This window comes from Aeromicrobium sp. YIM 150415 (assembly GCF_016918125.1).
In the GTDB taxonomy this organism is placed as follows: Bacteria; Actinomycetota; Actinomycetes; order Propionibacteriales; family Nocardioidaceae; genus Aeromicrobium; species Aeromicrobium piscarium.
In genome coordinates this window covers 128,053-149,553 of record NZ_JAERWM010000011.1, presented here as the reverse complement: position 1 = coordinate 149,553, position 21,501 = coordinate 128,053, and the positions used below count along the sequence as shown (strand labels likewise).

Annotated in this window: 22 protein-coding genes; 13 read left to right on the top strand and 9 right to left on the bottom strand. The window is 66.4% G+C overall.

Translation table 11 applies throughout. The features are described from left to right. Positions 1 to 4: 4 nt before the first annotated feature. Both JL108_RS08285 and JL108_RS08280 read right to left on the bottom strand, forming a co-directional pair. A complete protein-coding gene (locus JL108_RS08285) occupies positions 5 to 1,705 on the bottom strand; it encodes an iron ABC transporter permease (protein WP_205197844.1) in 1,701 nt (566 codons plus the stop codon). A gap of 11 nt (positions 1,706 to 1,716) precedes the next feature. Next, the gene (locus JL108_RS08280; protein WP_205197843.1) at positions 1,717 to 2,748 is read right to left on the bottom strand and encodes an ABC transporter substrate-binding protein; all 1,032 of its coding nucleotides are present in this window, start codon (positions 2,746 to 2,748) and stop codon (positions 1,717 to 1,719) included. 142 nt (positions 2,749 to 2,890) lie between these two features. Here JL108_RS08280 and JL108_RS08275 point away from each other — a divergent pair, with 142 nt between their 5' ends. After that, the gene (locus JL108_RS08275) at positions 2,891 to 3,670 is read left to right on the top strand and encodes a GntR family transcriptional regulator (protein ID WP_205197842.1); all 780 of its coding nucleotides are present in this window, start codon (positions 2,891 to 2,893) and stop codon (positions 3,668 to 3,670) included. 52 nt (positions 3,671 to 3,722) lie between these two features. Beyond that, positions 3,723 to 4,064, top strand: a complete 342-nt coding sequence (locus JL108_RS08270) for an Lsr2 family protein (RefSeq protein ID WP_307837222.1) — start codon at positions 3,723 to 3,725, stop codon at positions 4,062 to 4,064. Positions 4,065 to 4,111: 47 nt separating this feature from the next. On the opposite strand, the gene JL108_RS08265 is transcribed toward JL108_RS08270, so the two are convergent. Beyond that, positions 4,112 to 4,654 carry a helix-turn-helix domain-containing protein gene (locus tag JL108_RS08265; RefSeq protein WP_205197841.1) on the bottom strand — a complete coding sequence of 181 codons (543 nt, stop codon included), beginning with the start codon at positions 4,652 to 4,654 and terminating at the stop codon, positions 4,112 to 4,114. Between the two features lie 72 nt (positions 4,655 to 4,726). On the opposite strand from JL108_RS08265, the gene JL108_RS08260 reads away from it, so the two are divergent. From JL108_RS08260 to JL108_RS08245, 4 genes are read left to right on the top strand one after another with little or no spacing between them, the layout of a single operon-like run. After that, positions 4,727 to 5,086 carry a hypothetical protein gene (locus JL108_RS08260; RefSeq protein WP_143914143.1) on the top strand — a complete coding sequence of 120 codons (360 nt, stop codon included), beginning with the start codon at positions 4,727 to 4,729 and terminating at the stop codon, positions 5,084 to 5,086. Further along, positions 5,083 to 5,799, top strand: coding sequence for an ATP-binding cassette domain-containing protein (locus JL108_RS08255; protein ID WP_307837221.1), 717 nt, complete (start codon positions 5,083 to 5,085; stop codon positions 5,797 to 5,799). The genes JL108_RS08260 and JL108_RS08255 overlap by 4 nt, the downstream gene beginning before the upstream one ends. Next, positions 5,796 to 6,590, top strand: coding sequence for an ABC transporter permease (locus JL108_RS08250; RefSeq protein ID WP_205197840.1), 795 nt, complete (start codon positions 5,796 to 5,798; stop codon positions 6,588 to 6,590). The genes JL108_RS08255 and JL108_RS08250 overlap by 4 nt, the downstream gene beginning before the upstream one ends. Positions 6,591 to 6,646: 56 nt before the next feature. Next, on the top strand, positions 6,647 to 7,249 hold the full coding sequence (locus tag JL108_RS08245; protein ID WP_205197839.1) for an SGNH/GDSL hydrolase family protein: 603 nt from the start codon (positions 6,647 to 6,649) through the stop codon (positions 7,247 to 7,249). A gap of 6 nt (positions 7,250 to 7,255) precedes the next feature. Here the strand turns inward: JL108_RS08245 and JL108_RS08240 are convergent, their stop codons facing one another. Further along, entirely contained in the window at positions 7,256 to 8,707 is a 1,452-nt protein-coding gene (locus tag JL108_RS08240) for a polysaccharide biosynthesis tyrosine autokinase (protein ID WP_205197838.1), read from the bottom strand. Between the two features lie 64 nt (positions 8,708 to 8,771). Here JL108_RS08240 and JL108_RS08235 point away from each other — a divergent pair, with 64 nt between their 5' ends. Beyond that, positions 8,772 to 9,290: a hypothetical protein gene (locus tag JL108_RS08235; protein WP_205197837.1), complete on the top strand. Its 519-nt coding sequence runs from the start codon at positions 8,772 to 8,774 to the stop codon at positions 9,288 to 9,290. A gap of 191 nt (positions 9,291 to 9,481) precedes the next feature. Here the strand turns inward: JL108_RS08235 and JL108_RS08230 are convergent, their stop codons facing one another. Next, a complete protein-coding gene (locus JL108_RS08230; RefSeq protein WP_205197836.1) occupies positions 9,482 to 9,814 on the bottom strand; it encodes a hypothetical protein in 333 nt (110 codons plus the stop codon). 147 nt (positions 9,815 to 9,961) lie between these two features. Between JL108_RS08230 and JL108_RS08225 the strand changes: the two genes are divergently transcribed. Then, complete coding sequence (locus JL108_RS08225) at positions 9,962 to 10,399, top strand: DUF488 family protein (protein ID WP_205197835.1); 438 nt, start codon at positions 9,962 to 9,964, stop codon at positions 10,397 to 10,399. Here JL108_RS08225 and JL108_RS08220 read toward each other — a convergent pair. Beyond that, positions 10,386 to 11,246, bottom strand: coding sequence for a hypothetical protein (locus JL108_RS08220; RefSeq protein WP_205197834.1), 861 nt, complete (start codon positions 11,244 to 11,246; stop codon positions 10,386 to 10,388). The genes JL108_RS08225 and JL108_RS08220 overlap by 14 nt on opposite strands. Positions 11,247 to 11,394: 148 nt before the next feature. Between JL108_RS08220 and JL108_RS20450 the strand changes: the two genes are divergently transcribed. Further along, on the top strand, positions 11,395 to 13,170 hold the full coding sequence (locus JL108_RS20450) for a DUF4012 domain-containing protein (RefSeq protein ID WP_205197833.1): 1,776 nt from the start codon (positions 11,395 to 11,397) through the stop codon (positions 13,168 to 13,170). Between the two features lie 67 nt (positions 13,171 to 13,237). Here JL108_RS20450 and JL108_RS08210 read toward each other — a convergent pair whose 3' ends face one another. After that, entirely contained in the window at positions 13,238 to 13,789 is a 552-nt protein-coding gene (locus JL108_RS08210; protein WP_205197832.1) for an LPXTG cell wall anchor domain-containing protein, read from the bottom strand. 206 nt (positions 13,790 to 13,995) lie between these two features. Next, complete coding sequence (locus JL108_RS20445) at positions 13,996 to 14,727, bottom strand: CPBP family intramembrane glutamic endopeptidase (RefSeq protein WP_205197831.1); 732 nt, start codon at positions 14,725 to 14,727, stop codon at positions 13,996 to 13,998. Between the two features lie 368 nt (positions 14,728 to 15,095). Here JL108_RS20445 and JL108_RS08200 point away from each other — a divergent pair, with 368 nt between their 5' ends. Then, complete coding sequence (locus JL108_RS08200) at positions 15,096 to 15,833, top strand: hypothetical protein (protein WP_205197830.1); 738 nt, start codon at positions 15,096 to 15,098, stop codon at positions 15,831 to 15,833. A gap of 24 nt (positions 15,834 to 15,857) precedes the next feature. Here JL108_RS08200 and JL108_RS08195 read toward each other — a convergent pair whose 3' ends face one another. Further along, a complete protein-coding gene (locus JL108_RS08195) occupies positions 15,858 to 17,246 on the bottom strand; it encodes a sugar transferase (protein WP_240190831.1) in 1,389 nt (462 codons plus the stop codon). A gap of 504 nt (positions 17,247 to 17,750) precedes the next feature. On the opposite strand from JL108_RS08195, the gene JL108_RS08190 reads away from it, so the two are divergent. Genes JL108_RS08190 through JL108_RS08180 form a run of 3 tightly spaced genes read left to right on the top strand, consistent with a single transcriptional unit; the run spans position 17,751 to position 21,400 of the window. After that, positions 17,751 to 19,118, top strand: coding sequence for a UDP-N-acetylglucosamine 1-carboxyvinyltransferase (locus JL108_RS08190; protein WP_205197828.1), 1,368 nt, complete (start codon positions 17,751 to 17,753; stop codon positions 19,116 to 19,118). Further along, on the top strand, positions 19,118 to 20,140 hold the full coding sequence (murB, locus tag JL108_RS08185; RefSeq protein ID WP_205197827.1) for a UDP-N-acetylmuramate dehydrogenase: 1,023 nt from the start codon (positions 19,118 to 19,120) through the stop codon (positions 20,138 to 20,140). Before JL108_RS08190 ends, murB begins: the two co-directional genes overlap by 1 nt. A gap of 3 nt (positions 20,141 to 20,143) precedes the next feature. After that, on the top strand, positions 20,144 to 21,400 hold the full coding sequence (locus tag JL108_RS08180) for an oligosaccharide flippase family protein (RefSeq protein WP_205197826.1): 1,257 nt from the start codon (positions 20,144 to 20,146) through the stop codon (positions 21,398 to 21,400). Positions 21,401 to 21,501 lie beyond the last annotated feature (101 nt).

The window sequence follows — 21,501 nt, the reverse complement described above, 5'->3', positions numbered from 1 at the left end:
GGGATCACTGGTCCCTTCTTCTGGTGAGGAGCGCGAGCGCACCCTGCATGAGGGCGAGCGCGGCGAGGACGATGACGATGAGCAGGACGCAGTACGCCGCCGCGACCGAGAGCCGCGACGACTCCACCTGGCCCAGGATCGTCACGGTGACGAGATTCCAGTTGGCCGAGATGAGGAAGATGACCGCGCTCAGGGTGGTCAACGACCGGGTGAAGGCGTAGGCCGCCGAGGTGAAGATCGCCGGCCGCAGCAGGGGGAGCACGATGCTGCGGAAGGTGCGGATATTCGAGGCCCCCATGACCGCGGAGGCCTCCTCGATCGCGGGGTCGATCTGCTTGAGCTGGTTGTTGCCGCCCTCGATCGCTACCTGGAGGTTCTTGACCACCATCGCGCCGACGATGATCGCGGCGGTCCCGGTGAGCACGAGCGGGCCGGAGTTGAAGCTCAGGATGTAGCCGATGCCGATGATCGTGCCGGGGGCGGCGAAGGACAGCAGCGTGCTCCACTTGAGGATCGCCGAGCCCGGAAAGGAGCGGCGGGTCAGCACATAGGAGATGAGCAGACCGCAGATGACCACGAGCGGGGTCGCGATCGCGGCCAGCGTGACCGAGTTCTGCAGGGTGCTCAGGCCCCGATCGAAGATGTAACGGTAGTGATCGAGGGTGAACGAGGAGTCCACGCCGACGATCTTCATGAAGGAGACGGCCACGACGGTGCCGTAGAAGAGCAGGATGACGCCGGAGATCGCCGAGCAGACGATGGTCAGCGGCACCGTGACCTTGGCGGCCGTGAGGCGGATCTCGGTGCGGCCGGGCTTGCCGGTCACGGTCACATAGGAGCGCCGCCCCACCCAGTAGCGCTGAATCATGAAGGCCAACACGGAGGGCAGGAGCAGCAGCACCGCGAGGATCGCCCCGGACTGCATGTCGTACACGGCGGTGATCTGCGTGTACGCCTCGACCGCGAGGGTCGAGTAGTCGCCGCCGATGAGCATCGGATTGCCGAAGTCCTCGAGGGACTTGACGAAGACCAGCATGAAGGAGGACAGCAGCGCGGGGGCCGCGAGCGGGAGCAGCACTCGACGGAAGGTCTGCCACTGGCTCGCGCCCATCGACGAGGACGCGTCCTCCAGGGAGGAGTCCATCGACTGCAACATGCCGCGCACGTTGAGATAAGCCAGCGGGCTGAACGCGAGGGTCTGGATGATGACCAGCGAACGCAGCCCGTAGACATTGGCATTGCTGAGGCCGAGCAGGTCCGAGGAGATCACGCCCGAGCGGCCGAACAGCAGGATGATCGCCAGCGACAGCACGAAGGGCGGCGAGACGATCGGCAGCAGCGCGACGAGGTGGAAGAAGCGCTTGCCCTTCATCCCGGTGCGCGTGACGCCGTAGGCCATGACGAAGCCGACCGCCGTGGCCGCCGTCGCCGACAGCACCGCGAGCAGCAGGGAGTTGCGCAGCGCCCGCCACACGTGGGAGGCGAGCAGGTTGTCGCCGAGCCGGCTGAGGTCGAAGCCGTCCGGGCCGATGACGGCGGACTTCAGCACCGCGCCTATCGGCAGCAGGATGAAGATGGCGACCGAGAGGGTGAGGACGAGGAAGATCCCCCACAACCAGGGATCGGTCCGGATCGCCCTCCAGCGCTGGGCGCGCTCGTCGCGTCGGGCGAGCGCGCCCAGCTCAGTGGAGTCGATGGTCTGCATGACGGGTCAGGTCACTCCGCCTCGGAGCCGTGACGGATCTCGGCGTCGAAGCGCTCGATCAGCTCGCCGCGGTGCTGGCCGGCCCAGAAGGTGTCGTAGTCCATCAAGGTGACCTCGGAGGTGTCGACCTCGGCCTCGGGGTTGGTGATGCCGGGGATCACGGGCTGCCAGAAGGTCGTCATCATCGACTGCTGCCCGCCCTCGGTGAGCACCCAGTCGAGGAAGGCCTCGGCGCCCTCGATCTGGTCCTCGGGAGCGTCCGCGATGACTGCGGCGGCGTTGATGCCGAAGCCGGTGCCCTCCTCGGGGAAGGAGGCGGTGATGTCGTATCCCTCGACCATGCCGAGCTCGACGTCCATCAGATAGGTGGCCGAGACGGCCGCCTCACCGAGACCGACCATGCGGGTCGGGGCGCCTCCGGAACGGGTGTACTGGGCGACATTGGCGTCGATGCGCTTCATCAGGTCGAAGGCCTCGTCCTCGCCGTAGAGCTGCACGAGGGTGGAGACGACGGCGGCGCCAGTGCCCGAGGAGGCCGGGTGGGCGAGCACGACCGAGTTCGCGAAGGCGGGGTCGGCGAGGTCCTCCCAGCTGGTGGGCGCCTCGACGCCGAGGTCGTCGAGGAGGGCCTGATTCGAAGCGAAGGCGACGGGAGCGGTCGAGGTGGGGGTCCACAGGTCGTCGGGGTCGCGGTAGATCTCATCGACCTGATCGATGCCCTCGGCCGCGTAGGGGGCGAGGAGGCCTTCCTCGGCGGCCTGCACATAGGTCTCGGCCGAGCCGCCGATCCAGAGCGCGGCCTGGGGGTTGTTGGCCTCGGCCTTGATGCGGGCGAGGTTCTCGCCGACCGACATGCGCACATAGGCGACGTCGATCCCGGTCTCGGCGGTGAAGTCGTCGACGAGGGTCTGGCAGTCGTCCTCCGACATCGAGCAGTAGGCGGTGACCGATCCGGCCCCGTCGCCACTGTCCGAGCCGCATCCCGCCAGGAGCGCGATGGCGGTCGCCCCCACCGCCGCCATCTGCAGTGTCCGTACACGCATGAGTTGAGGTCCTTTCCTGCTCACCTCGTGGGCCCGCCGTGAGCCGACGGTGAACTTAGCATGACAAGTTAGGCACTCCAGGCCGGGCCTGTCAATAACTAGTACGTACAACTTTGCGGTGGCCGTGGGCTAGGGTGTGCGCGTGGAGAACTCACGTCGGGCGACCCGTGCCTGGGTCGAATCGGGCAAGCGGTTCACCCTCGAGGGCCAGCCCGGGGCCACGAAGCACGAACAGCTGCGACACGCGCTCATCCAACAGATCGGACTGCTGCGCCTCTCCCCCGGCGATGCCCTTCCCAGTGAGAACGGGCTCTGCGAGCTCTATGGCGTCTCACGGGCGGTGGTCCGCCAGACGTTGGAGGAGCTGGAGAATGCCGGCATCGTCTACCGGGTCCGCGGAAAGGGCTCCTTCATCGCCTCCCGCGAGCCCGGCGACGCCGACCCGTATACGCTGCGCGGACTTTATGCGGGGGTACGCGATTCCGCCGCGAAGATCACCTCCGATGTGCTGTCGCAGAAATACGTGCGGGCCGATGGCAACATCGCCGCCTCGCTACGGCAGACACCCGGCGATCACGTGTTCTATCTCGAACGCGTCCGTCGCGTCGACGGCGAGCCCTGGTCGTGGATTCATTCCTATCTTCCCGCGGAGTACGGAGCGTTCTTCGAAGGTCGCGACATGAGCCATGAGTCGCTTCATTCGGTGCTCAATGAGAATGGCGTCGTCGTCCTCGGCGCGCGGCGCTCGGTCGAGGTCATGCCTGCCGATGACGAGCAGATCCGCATCCTGGATCTCGGTGATTTTCCGGTCGTCATGATGCTGACCTCGCTGAGTTTCGATCCCTATCGACAGCCGGTCGAGGCATTCACCGCCTATCACCGCGGCAATCGCAGTCGCCTCGAGTTCACGATCGGCGAGTAAGAAGACACTGGGAAAGATTGCGTGCATTTATGCCGCGCCGTACAGTGGCGGCGTGGCCAAGAAGACAATCGAGAAATTCTATTCCGATATCAGCGGTGAAGAGATCGACAGCAGCACGCCGACGGTGACCTTCGGTTTCGACGGGACATCCTATGAGATCGACGTGACCGACCAGGAAAAGACTGAGATCGAAAAGACTCTCGCTCCGTATATTCGGGCGGGACGCAAGGCTACCGGCGCCAGCACCCGTCGCCGCGGCCGCCGCTCCGGTGGCTCGTCCTCGGACTCTCCGGCCAAGCAGGTGCGCGAGTGGGCCAAGGAGCAGGGCATCGACGTCCCGGCCCGCGGGCGGGTCCCCTCCGATGTGCTCGAGAAGTACAACGCCGCACACTGAGCCTTCCCCTGCGATGCCCCGGCCCATTGGGCCGGGGCATCGTCATGTCAGGAGTCGGGCGTGTCCGCCTCGGGGAGCAGGATCGTCGCGAGGCTGAGGCGGCGACGACCGTCGCCGGGATCGGACAGGTACGGCGCGAGCAGCTCGGCGAGTCCGGCCTGGATGGTCGCGAGGTCCTCGGTGGTCACGTAGAGCGGGCCGCGGCCGAAGCCCAGGTAGTCCCGCAGCTCGGCGTCGCCGCTGTCGAGGAAGCGGTCGAAGTCGCCGGCGAGATCGCCGAGGAAGGCGAGGAACGCCGCCCGCAGCTGCGCGTCGCTCATCCTCCGCAGCTCCACCTGGTCGACATGCGCCATCCGTTCCCCGAGCGCGAGGGTCCGCTCGACCGCGCCCCGCACCCGGCGCTCCTCGACGACGGCGATGACCTCAGCCTCGATGAGCGCGGCAACGTGGCGATAGAGGGTCGCCTGGGTGACATCGGGAAGGGCCGCCCGCAGCTGCGCGGTGGTCAACGTGCGTCCGCCCAGCTGCTGGACGATCCGCAGCCGCACCGGGTGCAGCACCACATCGGCGATCGGGCCGTCCTTGGCCATCGAGCCCACCTACCGTTCTCACTGTGATAATGTTCGCAAGGTCACGTCCATGCTAATGATCCAGGAGTCCCCATGACGCACGTGGTTTTCGACCGGACCGGGCTCGCCGTGCAGTTCCCCGGCTGGGAGCGGTTCATGGCCGGCAGGGCGACCTTCGTCGCCACGCATGACGCGATCATCGGGGCACGCGCCGAGCCCGGATGGTCCTATGAGGTGCTGGGCTACCGGTCCGGCCTGGTCGTCTCGGGATACCGCAAGGTCGGCGTGTTCACCCATCCGTCCGGCGCCAAGCGCCTCGTCTCGATGAAGCGCGGCATGCCCCTGCTGCGCGTCGACGTCCGGCGCGAGCTCACCGGCTTCGACCAACTGCTGCTCAGCACCCCGGACGCCGATTCCATCGCGCGCCGCATCCAGGCGGTGACGACCCGGTGAACGCGCCTGCCATCGAGATCTCCGGACTGACGAAGCGCTTCGGCTCCTTCGAGGCCGTCCACGACGTCCGCTTCACCGCCGAGACGGGGCGGATCACCGGCTTCCTCGGACCGAACGGGGCAGGTAAATCGACCACGCTGCGCATGCTGCTCGGTCTGGTCCGCCCGGATACCGGAACCGCGCACATCGCGGGCCGGCCCTACCGCGACCTGCCGTCGCCCGCACGCACCGTCGGCGCCGTCGTGGACATCGCGGCGGCGCACCCGAGCATGACCGCCCGCGACCACCTGCGGACGGCCTGTGCCCTGAGCGGATTGCCCGCCGCGCGCATCGACGATGTCCTCGCCGCCGTACGGGCGGAGGACTTCTCCGATCGCCGCATCGGGGCCTTCTCGACCGGCATGCGCCAGCGGCTGTCGCTCGCGACGGCGCTGCTGGGCGAGCCGGAGATCCTCGTGCTCGACGAGCCCTCGAACGGCCTCGATCCCTTCGGCATCGCCTGGTTGCGAGGCTTTCTTCGGGACTTCGTCGCGGGTGGCCGGACCGTCCTACTGTCCAGCCACGTGCTCAGCGAGGTGCAGCAGACCATCGACGATGTCGTGGTGATCGACCGCGGCCGCATCCGCTGGAGCGGGTCGGTGAGCGATCTGCCGGACGGGCAGGACCTCGAGCAGGCTTTCCTCTCGCTCCTCGACGAGGGAGCCCGACGATGACGGCCTTCCGGGGCGAGCTCGTCCGCCTCTTCGCCACCCGGCTCCCCTGGTGGACGCTGCTCGCTGCCGTGCTGTGCGGTGGGGGCCTGAGCGGCCTGCTCGCGATCACCGGCCCGGAGAACGCGACTCCCCCGATGCCGGGCATCGACACGCCGGAGGGCGCCGGAATCGTGGTCGGGCTGGGGGCGGTGACACTCTTCGTGCCCGCACTGATCGGCACGATCGCCGTCACCAGCGAGTACCGGCACCGGACCATCGGCGCGACCTTCCTCGCCGTGCCGCATCGAGGTCGAGTGCTCGGAGCGAAGCTCGCGGTCTACGCGCTGCTCGGGATCCTCTACGGCATCGTCGCCTCGATCTCGTCCGGACTGGTCCTCGTCGGCGCGGCGGCCGCGCGAGGCATCGAGCTGGGCACTCCCACGGGCGAGCTGCTGACCGTCCTGGCCCAACTCGCAGTGGCCTCGGCGGTCTACATGGTGCTCGGCGTCGGGATCGGCGCCATCGCGCGGCATCAGCTGCTGGCGATCGGCGCCGTGCTGGGCTACTTCTACTTCCTGGAGTACGTCCTGATGCTGATCCCCGGAGTGAACGCGCTGTACCCCTTCCTGCCCGGCGGGGCTACCGCGTCGCTCACCCGCTTCACCTTCCTGACCGATGCCCTGGCCGAGCAGACGACCGGTGGTGCCGCGGCCCTCGCCTCGCCCGTGCTCGGCGCGGTGATCCTCGTGGGGTACGCCCTGGTGGCGGCCGCGGTCGCCGTGTGGTTGCCGCTGCGCCGCGATCTGGCCTGAGTTCCCGGTTCGGTCGGTGGACCGAGCACCTCGCCCGCATCCATTACGCTGGCCGGGTGTCTTACTCCCGGCCGTCGCTGACCGTGGGCCTCGGTGTCGCGATCCTCGCGCTGGGGGTGGGCGTCCTGGTCCTCCTCGCGCTGCGGCCGACCCCGGCCCCGGAGAACGCCGGTGCCGGCGTGACCCCGCAATCGACCCCGTCAGAATCGCCCCGTGCGACGACACCCGCGCCGACCGGCGACGCCGATATCGTCTTCATCGGCGACGATCACCTGGAGGAGTGGGCCGGCGAGGCCGCCGCGGAGCTGGGCGCGGAGGCACGGATCGAGTCCGGTGTGACGCTCTTCGAAGACACCACGGTGGCCGACGCGCTCGAGGGTTCCGCACCCGATCTCGTGGTGCTCAGCATCGGCACGGCCGATGTCGTGTGGGCCGATGACTTCGCCTTCGGCCTGACGCAGGCCCTCGACGAGATCGAGGAGGCCTGGCCTGAATCCACCATCGTGCTCATGCGGCCGGCGTGGGAGGACCCCGACGACCTGCAGACCGAGAAGATCGACAGCGTCGAGCAGACCGCCCAGGCCCGAGATCTGGCGTACCTCGACACCCCGCCCGAGGCCGGTGCCTTCGTCGAGGCCTGGAACTCCGCCGGCCTCTGAGACGGGTCAGACGGATTCGTCGGCGTTCTGCCGGCGCGCCTTCTTGTCGCGTTTGCGCTCGGCTCGTGAACCGGGCTGCGTCTCCGGTCCGTAGCCATATCCATAGCCGTAGCCGTACCCATAGCCGTAGCCTCCGGCGCGGCGCTTGGGCTGCGGCGACATCGTGACGATCGCGCCGCACAGCCGGGCGTCGACCGCGGCCAGCCGGTCGAGTGAGCTCGCGTACTGTTCCGTGGTGGTCGAGCCGTGCCGGATGATGACAAGCGCTCCGTCGGTGACCGAGGAGAGCAGCGCCGCGTCGGTGACGGGCAGCAGCGGGGGCGCGTCGATGAGCACGATGTCGTACTCGGCTCGCGCGTGGGCGAGCAGCTTGCGCATCTCCGCGGACTGCAGCAGCTCCGCCGGGTTCGGCGGCACCCGCCCCGACGCGAGGAAGTCGAAATTGGGCGAGATCGGCTGGATCGCGTCGTCCAGCTCGACGCGGCCGAGCAGGATCGTGGTGACGCCGACCCCGGATTCGACGTTGAGGTACTGCGCCGCCCGTGGACGACGCAGGTCCGCCTCGATCAGCAGGACGCGCTGGCCACCGTCGGCGAGCATCTGGGCGAGATTGGTGGTGGTGCTGGACTTGCCCTCACCGGGCAGCGCCGAGCTGACGACATAGACCTTGTGTTCGGCTCCCGGGTCGACGAAGGACAGATTGGTGCGCAGCACCCGGAAGGCCTCCAACCGGGGATGGTGGCTGGGCAGCCCGCGCAGCAACGGCTGGGTGACGGCGTCCTTGTCGTAGAAGATATTGCCGAGCAGGGGGACGTCCTGGCCCGAGACGCCGGTGATGTCGTCGAGCGACCGGATCCGGTTGTCCAGCACCTCGCGGAGCACCGCGAGGCCGGCGCCGAGCAGCAGGCCGAGCACGAAGCCGAGGCCGAGATTGCGCACCGGCTGCGGGGAGACCGGCGAGGAAGCGACGGTGGCACGGTCGACGATCGAGGCCTTGACCGGCGCGTCGAGCTGACCCTCCGGGGTCTCCAGCTCGCGGACGTAGTCGGTGAACACCTGCGCCACGGTCTGCGTCAGCTCCTGGGCGCGTTCGGCGGACGGGTCCTGCACCGAGACCGAGAGCACGACGGTGTCGAGCTCGACGCTCGTGCTGATCTTGCTCATCAGCGTGCTCGGGTCCTCGTCGAGGTTCAGTCGATCGGCGACCCGCCGAGCGACCTCCTCGCCCTTGATGAGAGTCGCGTAGGACTTGACTCGCTGCTGGGAGAACTGGCCGCCGGACTGCAGCTGCCCGTCCGTCGCCGTGGACGGCGTCGACACGAACAACCGGGCAGTGGACTGGTACTGCGGTGTGGCGGTGATGGTCACGAGCGCCGCGACGGCCACGGTGAGCAGCGTCGTGACGGTGATGAGGACCCAGCGCTGTCGTAGAACGCGCAGGTAGTCCTTCAAATCCATGCGGGGATGCCCTCCGAGAGATGGTCGATGCTGACCAACCCTATCGTTTCGCTACGCTCGCGCCATGACCTTCCGGGTGTTGACCGTGTGTACGGCGAATGTGTGCCGCTCGCCGCTGGCCGAGGCGCTGCTGCGCCACCGGCTCGACCCGGGCCGTTTCGTGGTCGAGAGCGCAGGGGTCCGGGCGCTCGACGGAGGGCGTACCGATGCGAATGTCGTGCAGCGCCTGACCCGGCGCGGGATCGCGACCGCCGATCTCGTCCCACGGCAGTTGACGGCGTCGATCGCCCGCCAGGCCGACCTGATCCTGACGGCGACACGAGACCATCGCGGCCAGGTGCTCGAGGTGTTCCCCGGTGCGCTGCGCCGGACCTTCACGGTGCTGGAGTTCGCGGCGCTGGTTTCACGGGCGGAGGGCGCCGACCCGGTGGCCCTGGTGCGCTCGGCGGCAATGCTGCGCAGCGAGGGCCCGCCCGAGGTCGACATCGACGACCCCATCGGTCGGTCCGATGCGTTCCACGATGCCGTCGCCGCACAGATCGAGGACGCGGTGACCGCGATCGCGGAGCGTCTCAACGGATAGACCATCTCCTCGTTCTTCACCGGGATGCGGGCGATCTCCTCTACTCTATGGCTGGGGAAATCGAGCGCTGCGGCGCTAGGCGAAGGGACATCCGCGATGTCGCGTCTGCGAAGGTTGGGGCGCCGCTGGCGCTGTCGGATCCGTTATGGGCATCGTTGCCCGCACCGCGAGGTGCACACGCGGTAACGCGGTCAGGGAAGCAGCGCCAGTCCGATGGTCTCTCCGTCGCCGGGACGGGTGACCGCGACATGGCGCCACCCTTGGCTGTGGGCATAGCGTCCACCGGCGACCTCTCCTCGGTGCGGCGACACGAGGGCGAGCACCCGGTGGCGGCCGAGCCATTCACCCGCGATGGAGTATCCGTCGGCGGGCTCGAGCGATGCCCGCACCAGCTCGCCGCGATGGTCGACGTAGCGGAGCTCGAAGTCACCGGGTCCGTCGAGGTCCTGCCATGCCTGCGCACGCCCCGGACTCGGGGGCACATCACTGTGTGGTTCGACGAAGTCCACTCCCATGACACGCATCGCCCCGATTGTGCATGAGCCCCCAACACGTCGCCCGACGAGGGAAAAGAAAATCCCCCAAGTGCGCTTCTACGAGAGGCGTGGGGGATCTGGCGTTGTAACGATACCGTGTTCATGGGAACGAGGAGACCGAGGATGAGGAGGGCCATGACGCGGCGCATCGTGTCGATCGGCTACGAAGGCCGCACGATCGAGGAGTTCGTCGATGTGCTCCGTGATCACCAGGTCAGCGCGGTCGCCGATGTCCGACTCACTCCGTTGAGCAGGAAGCCGGGATTCTCGAAGACACGGCTCACGGCTGCTCTCGCCGAAGCCGGCATCGTCTACGTCCACCTTCGCCCGCTCGGCAATGAGAAGGACAATCGCGAGCCTTTCTGGTCCGGACGGGTCGACGAGGCACGTGCGACATTTCGGCAGAGGTTGTCGTCGCCGGAGCCTCGGGCGGCGCTCGCCCAGCTCGCCGAGTTGGCGGGTGACCATGCCGTCGCGGTGTTGTGCTTCGAGTCCGATCCCGCGCGGTGTCACCGTCATGTCGTTCTCGACGAGCTGGCACACGATATGCCGCTTTCGGTCACCTACGCTTGACGGAACGTCGCGGCCAGTAGATGCCGAGAATACTGAAGGTCTGCGGGCGCTTGGCTTGATTGCCGACGAAGAAGGACACCTGCCGTTCAGGAGCGCAGACCTCACCCAGGAACTTGCGTTCGATGATGCCACCCAGAACGTCTCGCCTCGCGTCTGGGAAATGGCGCTCGAAGGCGACGACCTCCCAATCGAGTAGCCGCTGTCGATGCGTTCCCTGACAATCCGCAGCAGAGCAACGCCACCGATAGCTGACCGTCACTCGAGGCGCACGAAGCGGAACCTTGTCGTCTTCGGAGAAAAGCTCGAGCTGATTCACGTACGCATCGATCTTGGCCTGTTCGTCAGCGCTCCACCCAGGATGAGGCGCAATGTCCAGACCGAAAACCTCGGCTGCAGGCGCGAGCCCGAGGGATCTCGCCTTCGCTAGCTGCGTCTTCGCCTCTCGGTGAAGACCGCACATCGAGTCCGTCGCCAGCGGTTCGAGCCACTGTCGGCGCGCATCCCAGGAATTCAGATGACCGACGACGCGGATCGAGCCGATCTCCGGGCTCCAGGATTCAGTCCTTCCATCGTGTCGGGCTGGTGACGCTACGAGCTCGACTATGTCGTACTTGCGGAATCCGTGACCCCGCCCCCGAAGGTGCCGAAGATTCAGCGGGTATAGACGCACCCAGCCAACCGGTCCCGAATCGCCGAGTTCGAGACCGGCCACGCACACCGTCTCGCCATGGGCCGCCGAAGGGTTCGGGGCCGCGGTGACCGTGATCAACACGCGCATGGTCCGCCGCTCTCGTAGCGTTGGCAGCGACGGTTGATCGAGTCCGAATAGTTCCATCTGCGACATCACCGATACCCCTTTCTTCCCCGTGCTTGCGGGTGTGCGTGACCTTAGTCGAGGACACAGACAGAATGCGAGATCATGCTCCGTTTGGCGCCACCTCTCGAGGACGGACGGAGTAGGCTCGAAGAACCGCGCGAACCCCTAGGATCGACGGGTGACCAACCCCCTGCTTCCCCCCGCTGCGCGTTCGGCCGGTCGCGTGTTCCTCTGGATTCTGGCCGTGGTGGCGATCATCGGGGTGCTATGCGCGGCATGGCTCGGTGTGCGCGGCTATCTCGCCTACGGACACCTGCGCGATGCGGAGCGGACCGCGCAGCAGATGCGCGAACAGATCACCGATACCGAGGCGACCGCATCCCACGCGTCGAGCCTGGCCGATGACACCTCGTCGGCCCGCTCCCTGACCTCCGATCCGGTGTGGCGTGCCGCTGAGCTGCTGCCGTGGGTCGGGGATCAGATGAACGCGGTGGCCGAGGCCACCGCAGCCGTCGACGATGTCGCGTCGTCGGCGCTGGAGCCCTTGGTCGAGGTGGCCCAGGATTTCTCGATGGACGATCTGCGTCCCACCGACGGGCGCGTCGATGTCAGTGGCTTGGCAGGTCTGCACGAGGTGGCGGCCTTGAGCGCCGAGCGGGTGGGAGCCGCGACGGCGCGCGTCGACGCGATCGACCGCCGCACGCTGCTCGGCCCGGTGGCCGAGCGCATCGACGGCCTCGGCGATCAGCTGCGTGCGGCCGGAGCCGGCGCTGACGCGGTGAGCCGTGCCTCCGTCCTCGCACCGGCGATGCTCGGCCAGGACGGGCCGCGCGAGTACCTGCTGGTCTTCCAGAACAATGCCGAGTGGCGGTCGCTGGGCGGCATCGTCGGCGCGACGGCCCTGTTGCGCACGGACGGCGGGGCGCTGTCGTTGGAGGATCAGGCGTCGTCGAGCGACTTCTCCCGCTACGACGAGCCGGTCCTGCCGCTCGATGAGGAGCTGCGGCAGATCTACGAGGATCAGCCGGCCTTGTGGATCCAGAACGTCACCCAGGTGCCGTCGTTCCCCACCTCCGCGCGTCTGGCGCAGGCGATGTGGGAGCGCGAGCGCGGCGCGCGCGTCGACGGGGTCATCGCGATCGATCCGGTGGTGCTCTCCTATCTCCTGGAAGCCACCGGCCCGATCACGCTGCCGACGGGCGATGAGATCAACGCCGACAACGCGGTCTCCCTGCTGCTCAACGAGGTGTACCTGCGGTACGAGGTCCCGGCGCAGCAGGACGAGTTCTTCCAGGCGACGGCCGCCGCGGTCTTCGACGCTGTGAGCAGCGGCGGGGCCGATCCGCGCGAGTTCCTCGATGCGTTGACGCGCGCCACCGCCGAGCATCGGGTGCTGATCTGGAACGAGAACGAGGATGATCAGGCCGTCCTGGACGGCACCGGGCTGCAGGGTCTCCTGCCGGTCACCGACGACCGGCGCACGTCCTTCGGGGTGTACCTGAACGACGGTACGGCCTCGAAGATGAACTACTACTCACGGTTGGAGTCGGGGGCGAGCTGGTGCACCAACGAGGCCGGCGGCACGGATGCGCTGCTCCAGGTGACGCTGCGCAATGACGCGCCCGCCGATGCGGCGTCGCTCCCGCGGTACATCACCGGTGGCGGCGTGGTCGTGCCTCCGGGGGTCACCCGCACGGTCGCCTATCTCTATCTCCCGGAGGGGGCCGAGATCGTGTCGGCGACCGACTCGAGCGGCGCGGGTGTCGGGCAAGGCACCGATAGCGGCCGTCAGGTTCTGACGTGGGAGACCAGCCTCGCCCCCGGCGAGGACGCCTCGGCCACGGTGCGCGTCAGCACCCCGTACACCAATCGGCTCGACGTGGTGACGACGCCGACGGTGCCCGGCGCATCGACGACCGTCGCCCCCGCCTGTGGCACCACCGAGGCCGACTGACCTGGTAGAACGACGAAGCCCCCAGGTCATCACGACCTGGGGGCTTCGCTCAGTCGAACCGAGTAGCTCAGCTCTGCAGACGCTGGCGACGGACCGCCACACCCGCGACGCCGAGTCCGGCGGCGAGGAGCCCCGCACCCGCGAGGAGCGCGATGGTGGAGCTGTTGGTGGAGCCGGTGTCAGGCAGGCCACCGTCGCGGTCGCGGTCTCCGCCGCCACCGCCGGAGCTGCCAGCCTCGATGAGCGCCTCGGCGCTGGCGCCGGACTCGGAGCCGACCGCGGTCAGCGTATAGGTTCCCGTGGCGTTCTCCGGGAGCGTGACGGTGACGCTGACGGCGCCATTGGCGTCGGCGGCCTTGGCGGTGGAGGTGCTGTTCACCACGGTGGCGAGGGCGGCGAGCGAGCCGCCGGCGGCGTTTTCACCGGTGAGGGTGAAGGTCACGGTCTCGCCGGGCGCGAAGCCGGTGAACGGGATCACGGCGCTGCCGCCGGGGGCGATGATCACGGCACCGCCGGCGGGGCCGCCGGGCGTGTACTCGGCATTGGCCGCGGCGGGCACGAGGACGAGGGCTAGTGCCGCGGCGAAGGCCGCGACGATCTTCATACGGAACTTGGTCATGGTCGTACTCCAACCGGTGCTGATGGCTTGGTGGAACCCGAGAGTCTTACTTTCCCCAGGCGTTTCATTCGGTCAAAGGACGAGTTCGAGGGGGTCTCGCACCTTCTGAGAGAAACCTTAACGACCTTCTGTCGCATATCGCAAGTTGAACGACGAGAACAACACCCGTGACGTGACTCATATCACAGCAATGTGAAGGTGGTCATTCAGGTGAGGCCTGCTCCTCCGGTGTCGCCTGTGGCGAGCAGGGCGATGAGCCCAAGGCCCACATAGGAGGCGTTGAAGGCGACGTGCATGACGATGGCGCTCCAGATGCGGCCGGTGAGGAGCACGAGGAGCGCACCCGCGAGTGCGACGAGGGCGATCGAGGCCGGCCCACTCCAGTGGTCGTCGAGCACGCCCGTGAGCAGGTGGGTGAGCACGAACAGTGCCGTGGTGATGAGCGCGGTGGCGGTGCCGGCGGCGAGCCGGGAGCGGCTGGCGCGGCGGAATGCGGTGTAGAGCGCGACGAGCAGGAGGCCGTGGAAGAAGAGTTCCTCGACGGCGGGTGCGACGAGGGCGGGGGCGAGCACGTCGGTCCACCATGAGTCGGCGGTGGGCCAGGTGGTGAGCGGCGCCATCCATCCCGCTATGACGCGGAGTGCGAGGCCGAGCATGATCCCGAGGAGGAGGTCGTGGGCCCGGAATCGCAGGAGCCCTCGGGGAATGGATCGCCGAAAGCCGATGACGACGGGGACGAGCATGACGAGCCAGATGAGGCCGGGCACATTGGGTAGGAGGATGGCGGCGGCGAGCCCGGCGATGGCCCAGGCGACGAGGTCCCAGTCCCAGGCCTGGGTGGACGTGCCGCCCTGCAGCCAGACACGGCGCGGACGGCCGGATCGCGAGGAGCGGCTGCGTATCGGCTCGCCGGTCACCACTCCGTACGGATCACTCACAGCCCAGACTCTAGGCGACCGGGCCCTAGGCGACGAGTGGTCGGTAGCGGGTGTTGCGGATGGGTGTGGATGATCCGAGCCGGGTGGCGCGGCTGGAGAAGGAAAAAGCCGGCGCGGACAGGCGCTGAGCCACACGCCCTCGACGGCTCGCTGGACGTGACCGATTCCGGTGACATCCAGCGAGCCGTCGTTGTTGGGTTCGTGTTCACGCTCCAACTGGGGTAGGACCGCGAGCGCGAACTTCCAACTGAACGCCACTTTCGCTTGGAACTTGCGGCATCACCTCCAACTCCGGTTGGAGTGTGGGCAGGAACTCGACGGCCGGGTTCGTTGGAGTCTGACCGTCCGGGTCTCGCTAGGTTGTGGTCATGACGAAGGACGGACGGCCCTCGCGGCTGCGCGATATCCGCCTGATCTCGGGCCCGCATTTCACCTACGAGGAGGGGTGCGAGCAGGCGAAGGCCTTCGCCCGCCGGCTCGCATGGTGGCTGAACGGCGAGGAGCTGAGCGTCGGCAGCAATCACACGGTCTTCGTGCGGCTGTCCACCGAGCTCGCCCCGGGTGTGGCGGAGCCGGGTGCGCTCAGCCGAGACGCTGACAGCTGGCAGAAGCGGGACGTGGCCGTCGGGGTGGATCCCGCGTCATCCGCTGACGAGGCCGATCGGGTCGCGATGGAGGCGGTCGAGCTGAGTCTCACCGCGCTCGCGCCCCAGCACGCGGGGTCGATCGCCCGCGCCGCCGAGACCGTGAGGGAGGCCGGTGCCGACTGTCGGTTCCTGCTCCGGCGCAAGGAGACGACGAAGGAGGTCGTAAAGTGTTCGTCGACGATCGCCACCTGGCCGGCGGCGTCTCGGTTGTTCGTGTCGCTCACCGACAAGACGACCGGCGAGTACCGCGAGGCACCGCCGATCGAGGTCAAGGTCTACGACCACGCCGTCTATCTGGCGGGCAAGATCAAGCGCACGCGTGAAGGCATCGGCCTCGATCCTCGCGGCAGTTATCCGGCGCAGCTGATCTCGTCCGACACCGGCACCCTCGGGTGGGACCTGGATGAACTCACACCGGCAGAACGACCGCCGATGTCAGGCCTTCTCAACCTGCGCTGATGAACACGCGCTCACGGTGAAGCCTCAGTAGGCGCCTTCCTTGGCGACGACGGCCCGGATCGTGCGCCAGATGATCTGCAGGTCGCGCATCATGGACCAGTTCTCGACGTAGTCCAGGTCGAGGCGCACGGTCTCGTCCCAGTCGAGGTCGGAACGTCCGCTGACCTGCCAGAGCCCGGTGATGCCTTGCTTGACCAGGAGGCGTTTGGCGGCGAAATCATCGTAGGCGTCGACCTCGGTCCGCAACGGAGGTCGCGGACCGACGATGCTCATATCGCCGCGAAGCACGTTGATGAACTGCGGCAGCTCGTCGAGGCTGTACCTGCGCAGAAACTTGCCGACGCGGGTGACGCGCGGGTCGTCCTCCATCTTGAAGAGCACGTTCTTGACGTCGTGAGCGTCGCGCAGTGCTTGCACTTCCCGCTCTGCGTCCTGACGCATGCTGCGGAATTTGAGCATGGAGAATGCTTCGCCGTCCTTGCCGATGCGTTCGGACCTGTAGAGGACGGGGCCCTTGGAGTCGAGCTTCACCGCGATGGCGATGGCGATCATGAGCGGCGAGACGGCGAACAACGCGGCGGTGGCGAAAGCGCGGTCGAAGATCTTCTTGGTGATAGTGGCGGCCGCTTTGAACTGCGGCTCCTCCACATGCACGAGGGGCATGTTGGCAACGGCGCGGACGTGGACCCGTGGTCCGGCGACGTCCATGACGTTGGGCGAGACCATCAGGTCGATGTCGAGGTCGTGAAGATCCCAGGAGAGCTCCCGCAACCCCCGGTGCCCGAGGTGTTCGGTGTCGCTCACGATGACCGTGTCGGCCTCGGTGAGATAGAGCGCATCCCGGAGATCGTGGGTCGAGCCGAAGACAGGGATGAACTGGTCGGGCACGTTAAGCCACTGTCGGGGGCCGGTCTCAGAGTCGGGAACCCACACGCCGCTTACCCGGTAGCCAGCGGAGGCGTGGCGACCCATCCAGGCCGCGATGTCGCTGGCGGTCTCGACGCCTCCGACGATCATGACCTGGTGTGAGGCCTTGCCCTTGGCCCGTTGCTTCTGCAGTCGGTTGCGCCAGAGCTTGCGATTGAGCATCAACCCGACGAGGCCGATGGGCAAGGCGATCCCGAGATATCCACGAGAGGTCTGAAACTGCAGCAGGTAGGAGACGATCGCGACCATGCCGAAGAGGAACAGGCTGACGTTGAAGACCTTGGCGTACTCGTCGGCACCATCACCGAGAAGTCGCTTGTCGTACGTGCCGGCGAAGTGTAGAGCGAGCACCCACCCGATGGTGAGCAGGATCGTGATCGCCACGTACATCGTCGCGGCGTCGCCGAAGCCCTCCGTGACAAGACCGAAGCGGATCATCAACGCGATCACCGCCGCCGCGTAGACGACGAAACCGTCACCGATCATCACGGATCGGGCATATGCGTCCACCCAATTCTTCGACCGACCGACCGGCAATTCCCCCGGCGGCGCAGCGCCGCTGGGATGCGTTCGCTGTTGTGGCACCTCTGTCACGGCACCGTCCTCTCTCCCCACCGCCTATCAGTGTGCCGTAGCAGCGGGCTCACGCCGACCCGAATCCCAAACTTCCTCACCTACACTCTCGTCACACGAAAGCAGCCCTCCACGACCCCAAGCACACACCGAGCAACCGCGCGTAGCTCCAAGGAAACTGCCCTGAAACACCTCGGACTCGGTGACGCTCGTGTCGGGAACAGTGAGACTTAGGTGACGAATCTCATGTTCCGATATAGAGATCGCGTGAACTGACACCAAGACATCGTTTGATGGCCCTACCATGTAACAGTCGCCGGGGATCGGTGGCCGTAGTCTCGGGTGATCGTGGGAGAGGTCAATGACGGCACCGCCGTGCTCCAGCAACCCCTCCGTCGATGGAGTGCCACGCTCCACGTGGGCTACTCACGTCCACAAGCACTCAATTTTCGAGGAGTCCAGGTGTATGCACTGATCGACGGCCGCGCAAGCCTGTCCGGCAGAGTTCGCGTGAGCGGAGCCAAGAACTCGGCCACACGATTGCTCGCCGCCGCGCTGTTGTCGGACGAACGCGTTGAGCTCTCAAACTTTCCCACGCACCTCGTTGACGTCGGCCACAAGATCGCCTTCAGTCGTCGCACCGGCGCCGACTTCGAGGTTGATCATGAGGCACAGACCTTGTCGGTCGATGCCTCGCAGGTGGCGTCCCAAGAACTCACCCGTGACGAGTTCGACGTACCGATCCGAACTACTTATCTTCTGGCTGCCGCCCAGGTCGCCCGCTCCGGTAGCGCGCGAATCCCGTACCCCGGGGGTTGCGCGATCGGCGGCGGACCCGCCGGTGGCCGCGGCTACGATCTCCACCTCATGGTCTGGCGGGACCTCGGCGCGACAGTTGTCGAACGTTTCGATCACATTGAGGTCACGGCACCAGGTGGCTTCACCGGGGGCACCATCAGTTTCCCGATCACCACGGTAGGTGGCACCGAGAACGCGTTGCTGTGCGCCAGCATCGCGAAGGGACGCACCGAGGTCTACAACGCTTACATCACTCCCGAGGTTCATGACCTCATCGAGATGCTGCGCCGGATGGGAGCCGACATCTCGGTCTACGGCACGAGCCATATCGTCGTGGAGGGGCGTGGCGCGACCCTCGCCGGTGCGCACATGGACGTCATGCCCGACCGGATCGAGGCGCTGACGTGGATCGTCCTAGCGACTCTGAAACAGAGTGATCTGACGATCGAAGGAGTTCCCTTCGATTCGATGAAGGTCCCACTGCTCCATATCGAACAGGCGGGGATCGATCTCTTCCGCAACTCGACGGCAGTACACGTCACACCCGAATGCCTGACCTCAGGACAGGTGCAGCCGTTCGAGCTCGCGTGTGGTGCCCACCCGGGTGTCATCTCTGACATGCAGGCGTTCTACGTTCTCCTCGGCTTGGTCGGCGCAGGAACGTCCCGGGTGTACGACTACCGATACCCAGACAGAATCGCTTTCGTCCGCGAACTGGCGAAACTCGTGGACGGCGATCACCTCTCCGCGGAGTCGGGCAAAATCACTATTCACGGACCAGCGAGGATGTCCCCCGGGATCGCCAACTCGACTGATCTTCGCGGTTCGATGGCGGTTGTCATTGCCGCTCTCTGCGCCGACGGCGAGTCCGTCATCCAGAATGTCCACATGGCGCTCCGCGGATACAACGACCTCGAGGGGAAGCTTCGTCAGCTGGGTGCCTCGATCGACGTGCATGAGGGCGACTTCCCCGATCGCGATGCTTAATGCTTAGCTCCGACCTGTCAGCCGGAACACTGACTCCGGCGCTCAGAAGCGAACTGAGATCGGCCCTCGGCGATGCCGTTCGCTTCGATGTGCCGCTCTCGAGAATCTCTCGGTGGCGGATCGGAGGTCCGGCAAGCGCCATCGTCGACCCGGGCTCGGCAGACGACGTCGCGCGAGCCTTGCGTGTCCTCCGGGATTCCTCTTTGCCAGTCCGCGTCATAGGCGACACGTCGAACATTCTCTTCGACAGTGCCGGCTTTGGGGGCGTGCTGCTGAGAATCGGTCGCCGGATGTCCAAGTTCACGATCGATGGAACCCGTATGTGGTCAGAGGCCGGTGCCTCCGTGCCCGAACTCAGCCGAGCGGCCGGCGCGGCGAGCCTCTCCGGCATCGAGCATACGATCGGCATTCCCGGGACGCTTGGTGGGCTCGTACTGATGAACGGGGGGAGCCAGCGCAAAGGCATCGGTCTCAACGTGGAGTCCGTGACGACCGTTCTACCGGATGGCTCGTTCGAGATCCTCGATCGAGCGGCGTGCGGGTTCGGGTATCGGGCATCAGCTTTGCAGGGAAGCGACGCCGTCATCGTCGAGACAACACTCAACCTTGAGCAGGGTGATCGCGAGAGCATCAAGTCCGAGATGCGTCGGGTCATGATGGACCGGATGGGCAAGTTCCCTTCGAACATGCCCAACTGTGGTTCGACATTCCTCTCGGATCCTCGCATGTACGAACAGGTCGGTCCTCCTGGCCGGGCGATTGAATCGGCTGGGCTGAAGGGGACCCGTCGAGGCGGTGCACTCATCTCCCCGCTCCACGCCAACTTCATCGTGAACACCGGAGGTGCCACCTCCGATGACGTGCTCTGGCTGATCTCCCTGATGCGGACCGTGGTCGAACAACGCACCGGCTACCTGATGGACTGCGAGGCGCGCTTCGTCACCTCCGACGGCCAGGTCCGGCCGGCACATGAGCAGGCACTGTCCCGATGGGGCTCGGTCAGTGTGCCGGATGGTGCGTAGAGCGTGAGCAATCTACCTCGGCAGGTGCTGACGGTGATCTCGGGCCGCGGCGTGATCCGAGTCGCGCAGCTCGTCACTTTCGTTCTTCTAGCTCGCTTCCTCGGCCCGGACGAGTTCGGTTGGTTCGGGATTCTCACCACGGCCTTCGTCCTGTCCGCCACGTTGGGGAGTCTCGGTTTCCGGCAGTCGTTCGCCTACCAAGTAGGACAGGGGAGGATGACGCCCGGCGAGGCCAACGGAACCGCACTGCTCCTCTGGCCGCTGTTCACAGTCCTTGGCGCCGGTGCCTTGGTACTGCTCTATGCAGACCGCATACCGTCGCTGTCATGGGCCGAAGCGAGTGCGCTTATCGCAGTGGGCGTCGCGGGAACGATGTTCTTGATGCTGATCCAGGGCACGTATCTGGGTCGCGGCAACATCAAGTCGTTCACGCTCAGCGAGTCGCTACCGCGGGTCATTCTCCTGTGCCTCGTGGTCATCCTCGCCTGGGCGGGAAGCGTCAACCTCTCCTCGGCGCTGTGGGCTCAGGTGGGCGGATTCGCCCTCACCGTCCCGTTTGCCATCTGGCTCGCCCTCCGCGGGGCGGGCAAACTTGGGATCCGGCTCGATCTGTTCGGCCCGATGCTGGGTTACGGCTTGATCTTCGCATTCAACCTCTTCCTAATCACGCTAGGCAGTCGCCTCGCCATGTTCGTCATCGAACACCACTTCAGTTCCGCTGAAGCAGGACAATTCTTTGCAGCCGTCAGAGTCAACGAGATCTTCCTCGAGATCGCGACGGCGGTGGGGATGGTGCTGTTCTCTGATATCGCCCGCAAAGAGGACAGCCAAACAGCGATACTCCGCAATGCCCGCATTGCAGGATGGATGTTCTGGCTGTTCATAGCCCTCGCTGTCGGGCTGGTCATCACGGCACCTCTGGTGGTTAACATCGCACTGGGCGCCGGATATCAAGAGGCCGCCCCAGCCCTTCAAATCCTGGCGCTCGGATTAGGTCCCGCAGCCGCAAACAAGATCATTTACCCAACGTTTGCAGGAGCTGGCAGACCATACTTCGGAACACCCGTAATTGCTCTAGGACTCACCGTGAACGTCGCCTTGGCCCTCATTCTCGTCCCCGATTTGGGTGTATCCGGAGGTGCTATGGCCGTCGTCGCCGGCCAGTACACTATGTTCCTTGGATACGTTCTGCTATGCCGAGTGACACATGGCGTTCCCCTGTGGACCATGATCCTACCCGGGATTCGAGGGAAACGATGATCAAATCCGGATCGCGCTCCCGCTCGTCACTTGGCCCATCGAATGCTCGACTCCGCCTCTGCAAGTGGCCCGGACACTCACTACGACTTCAGGCAACCGAA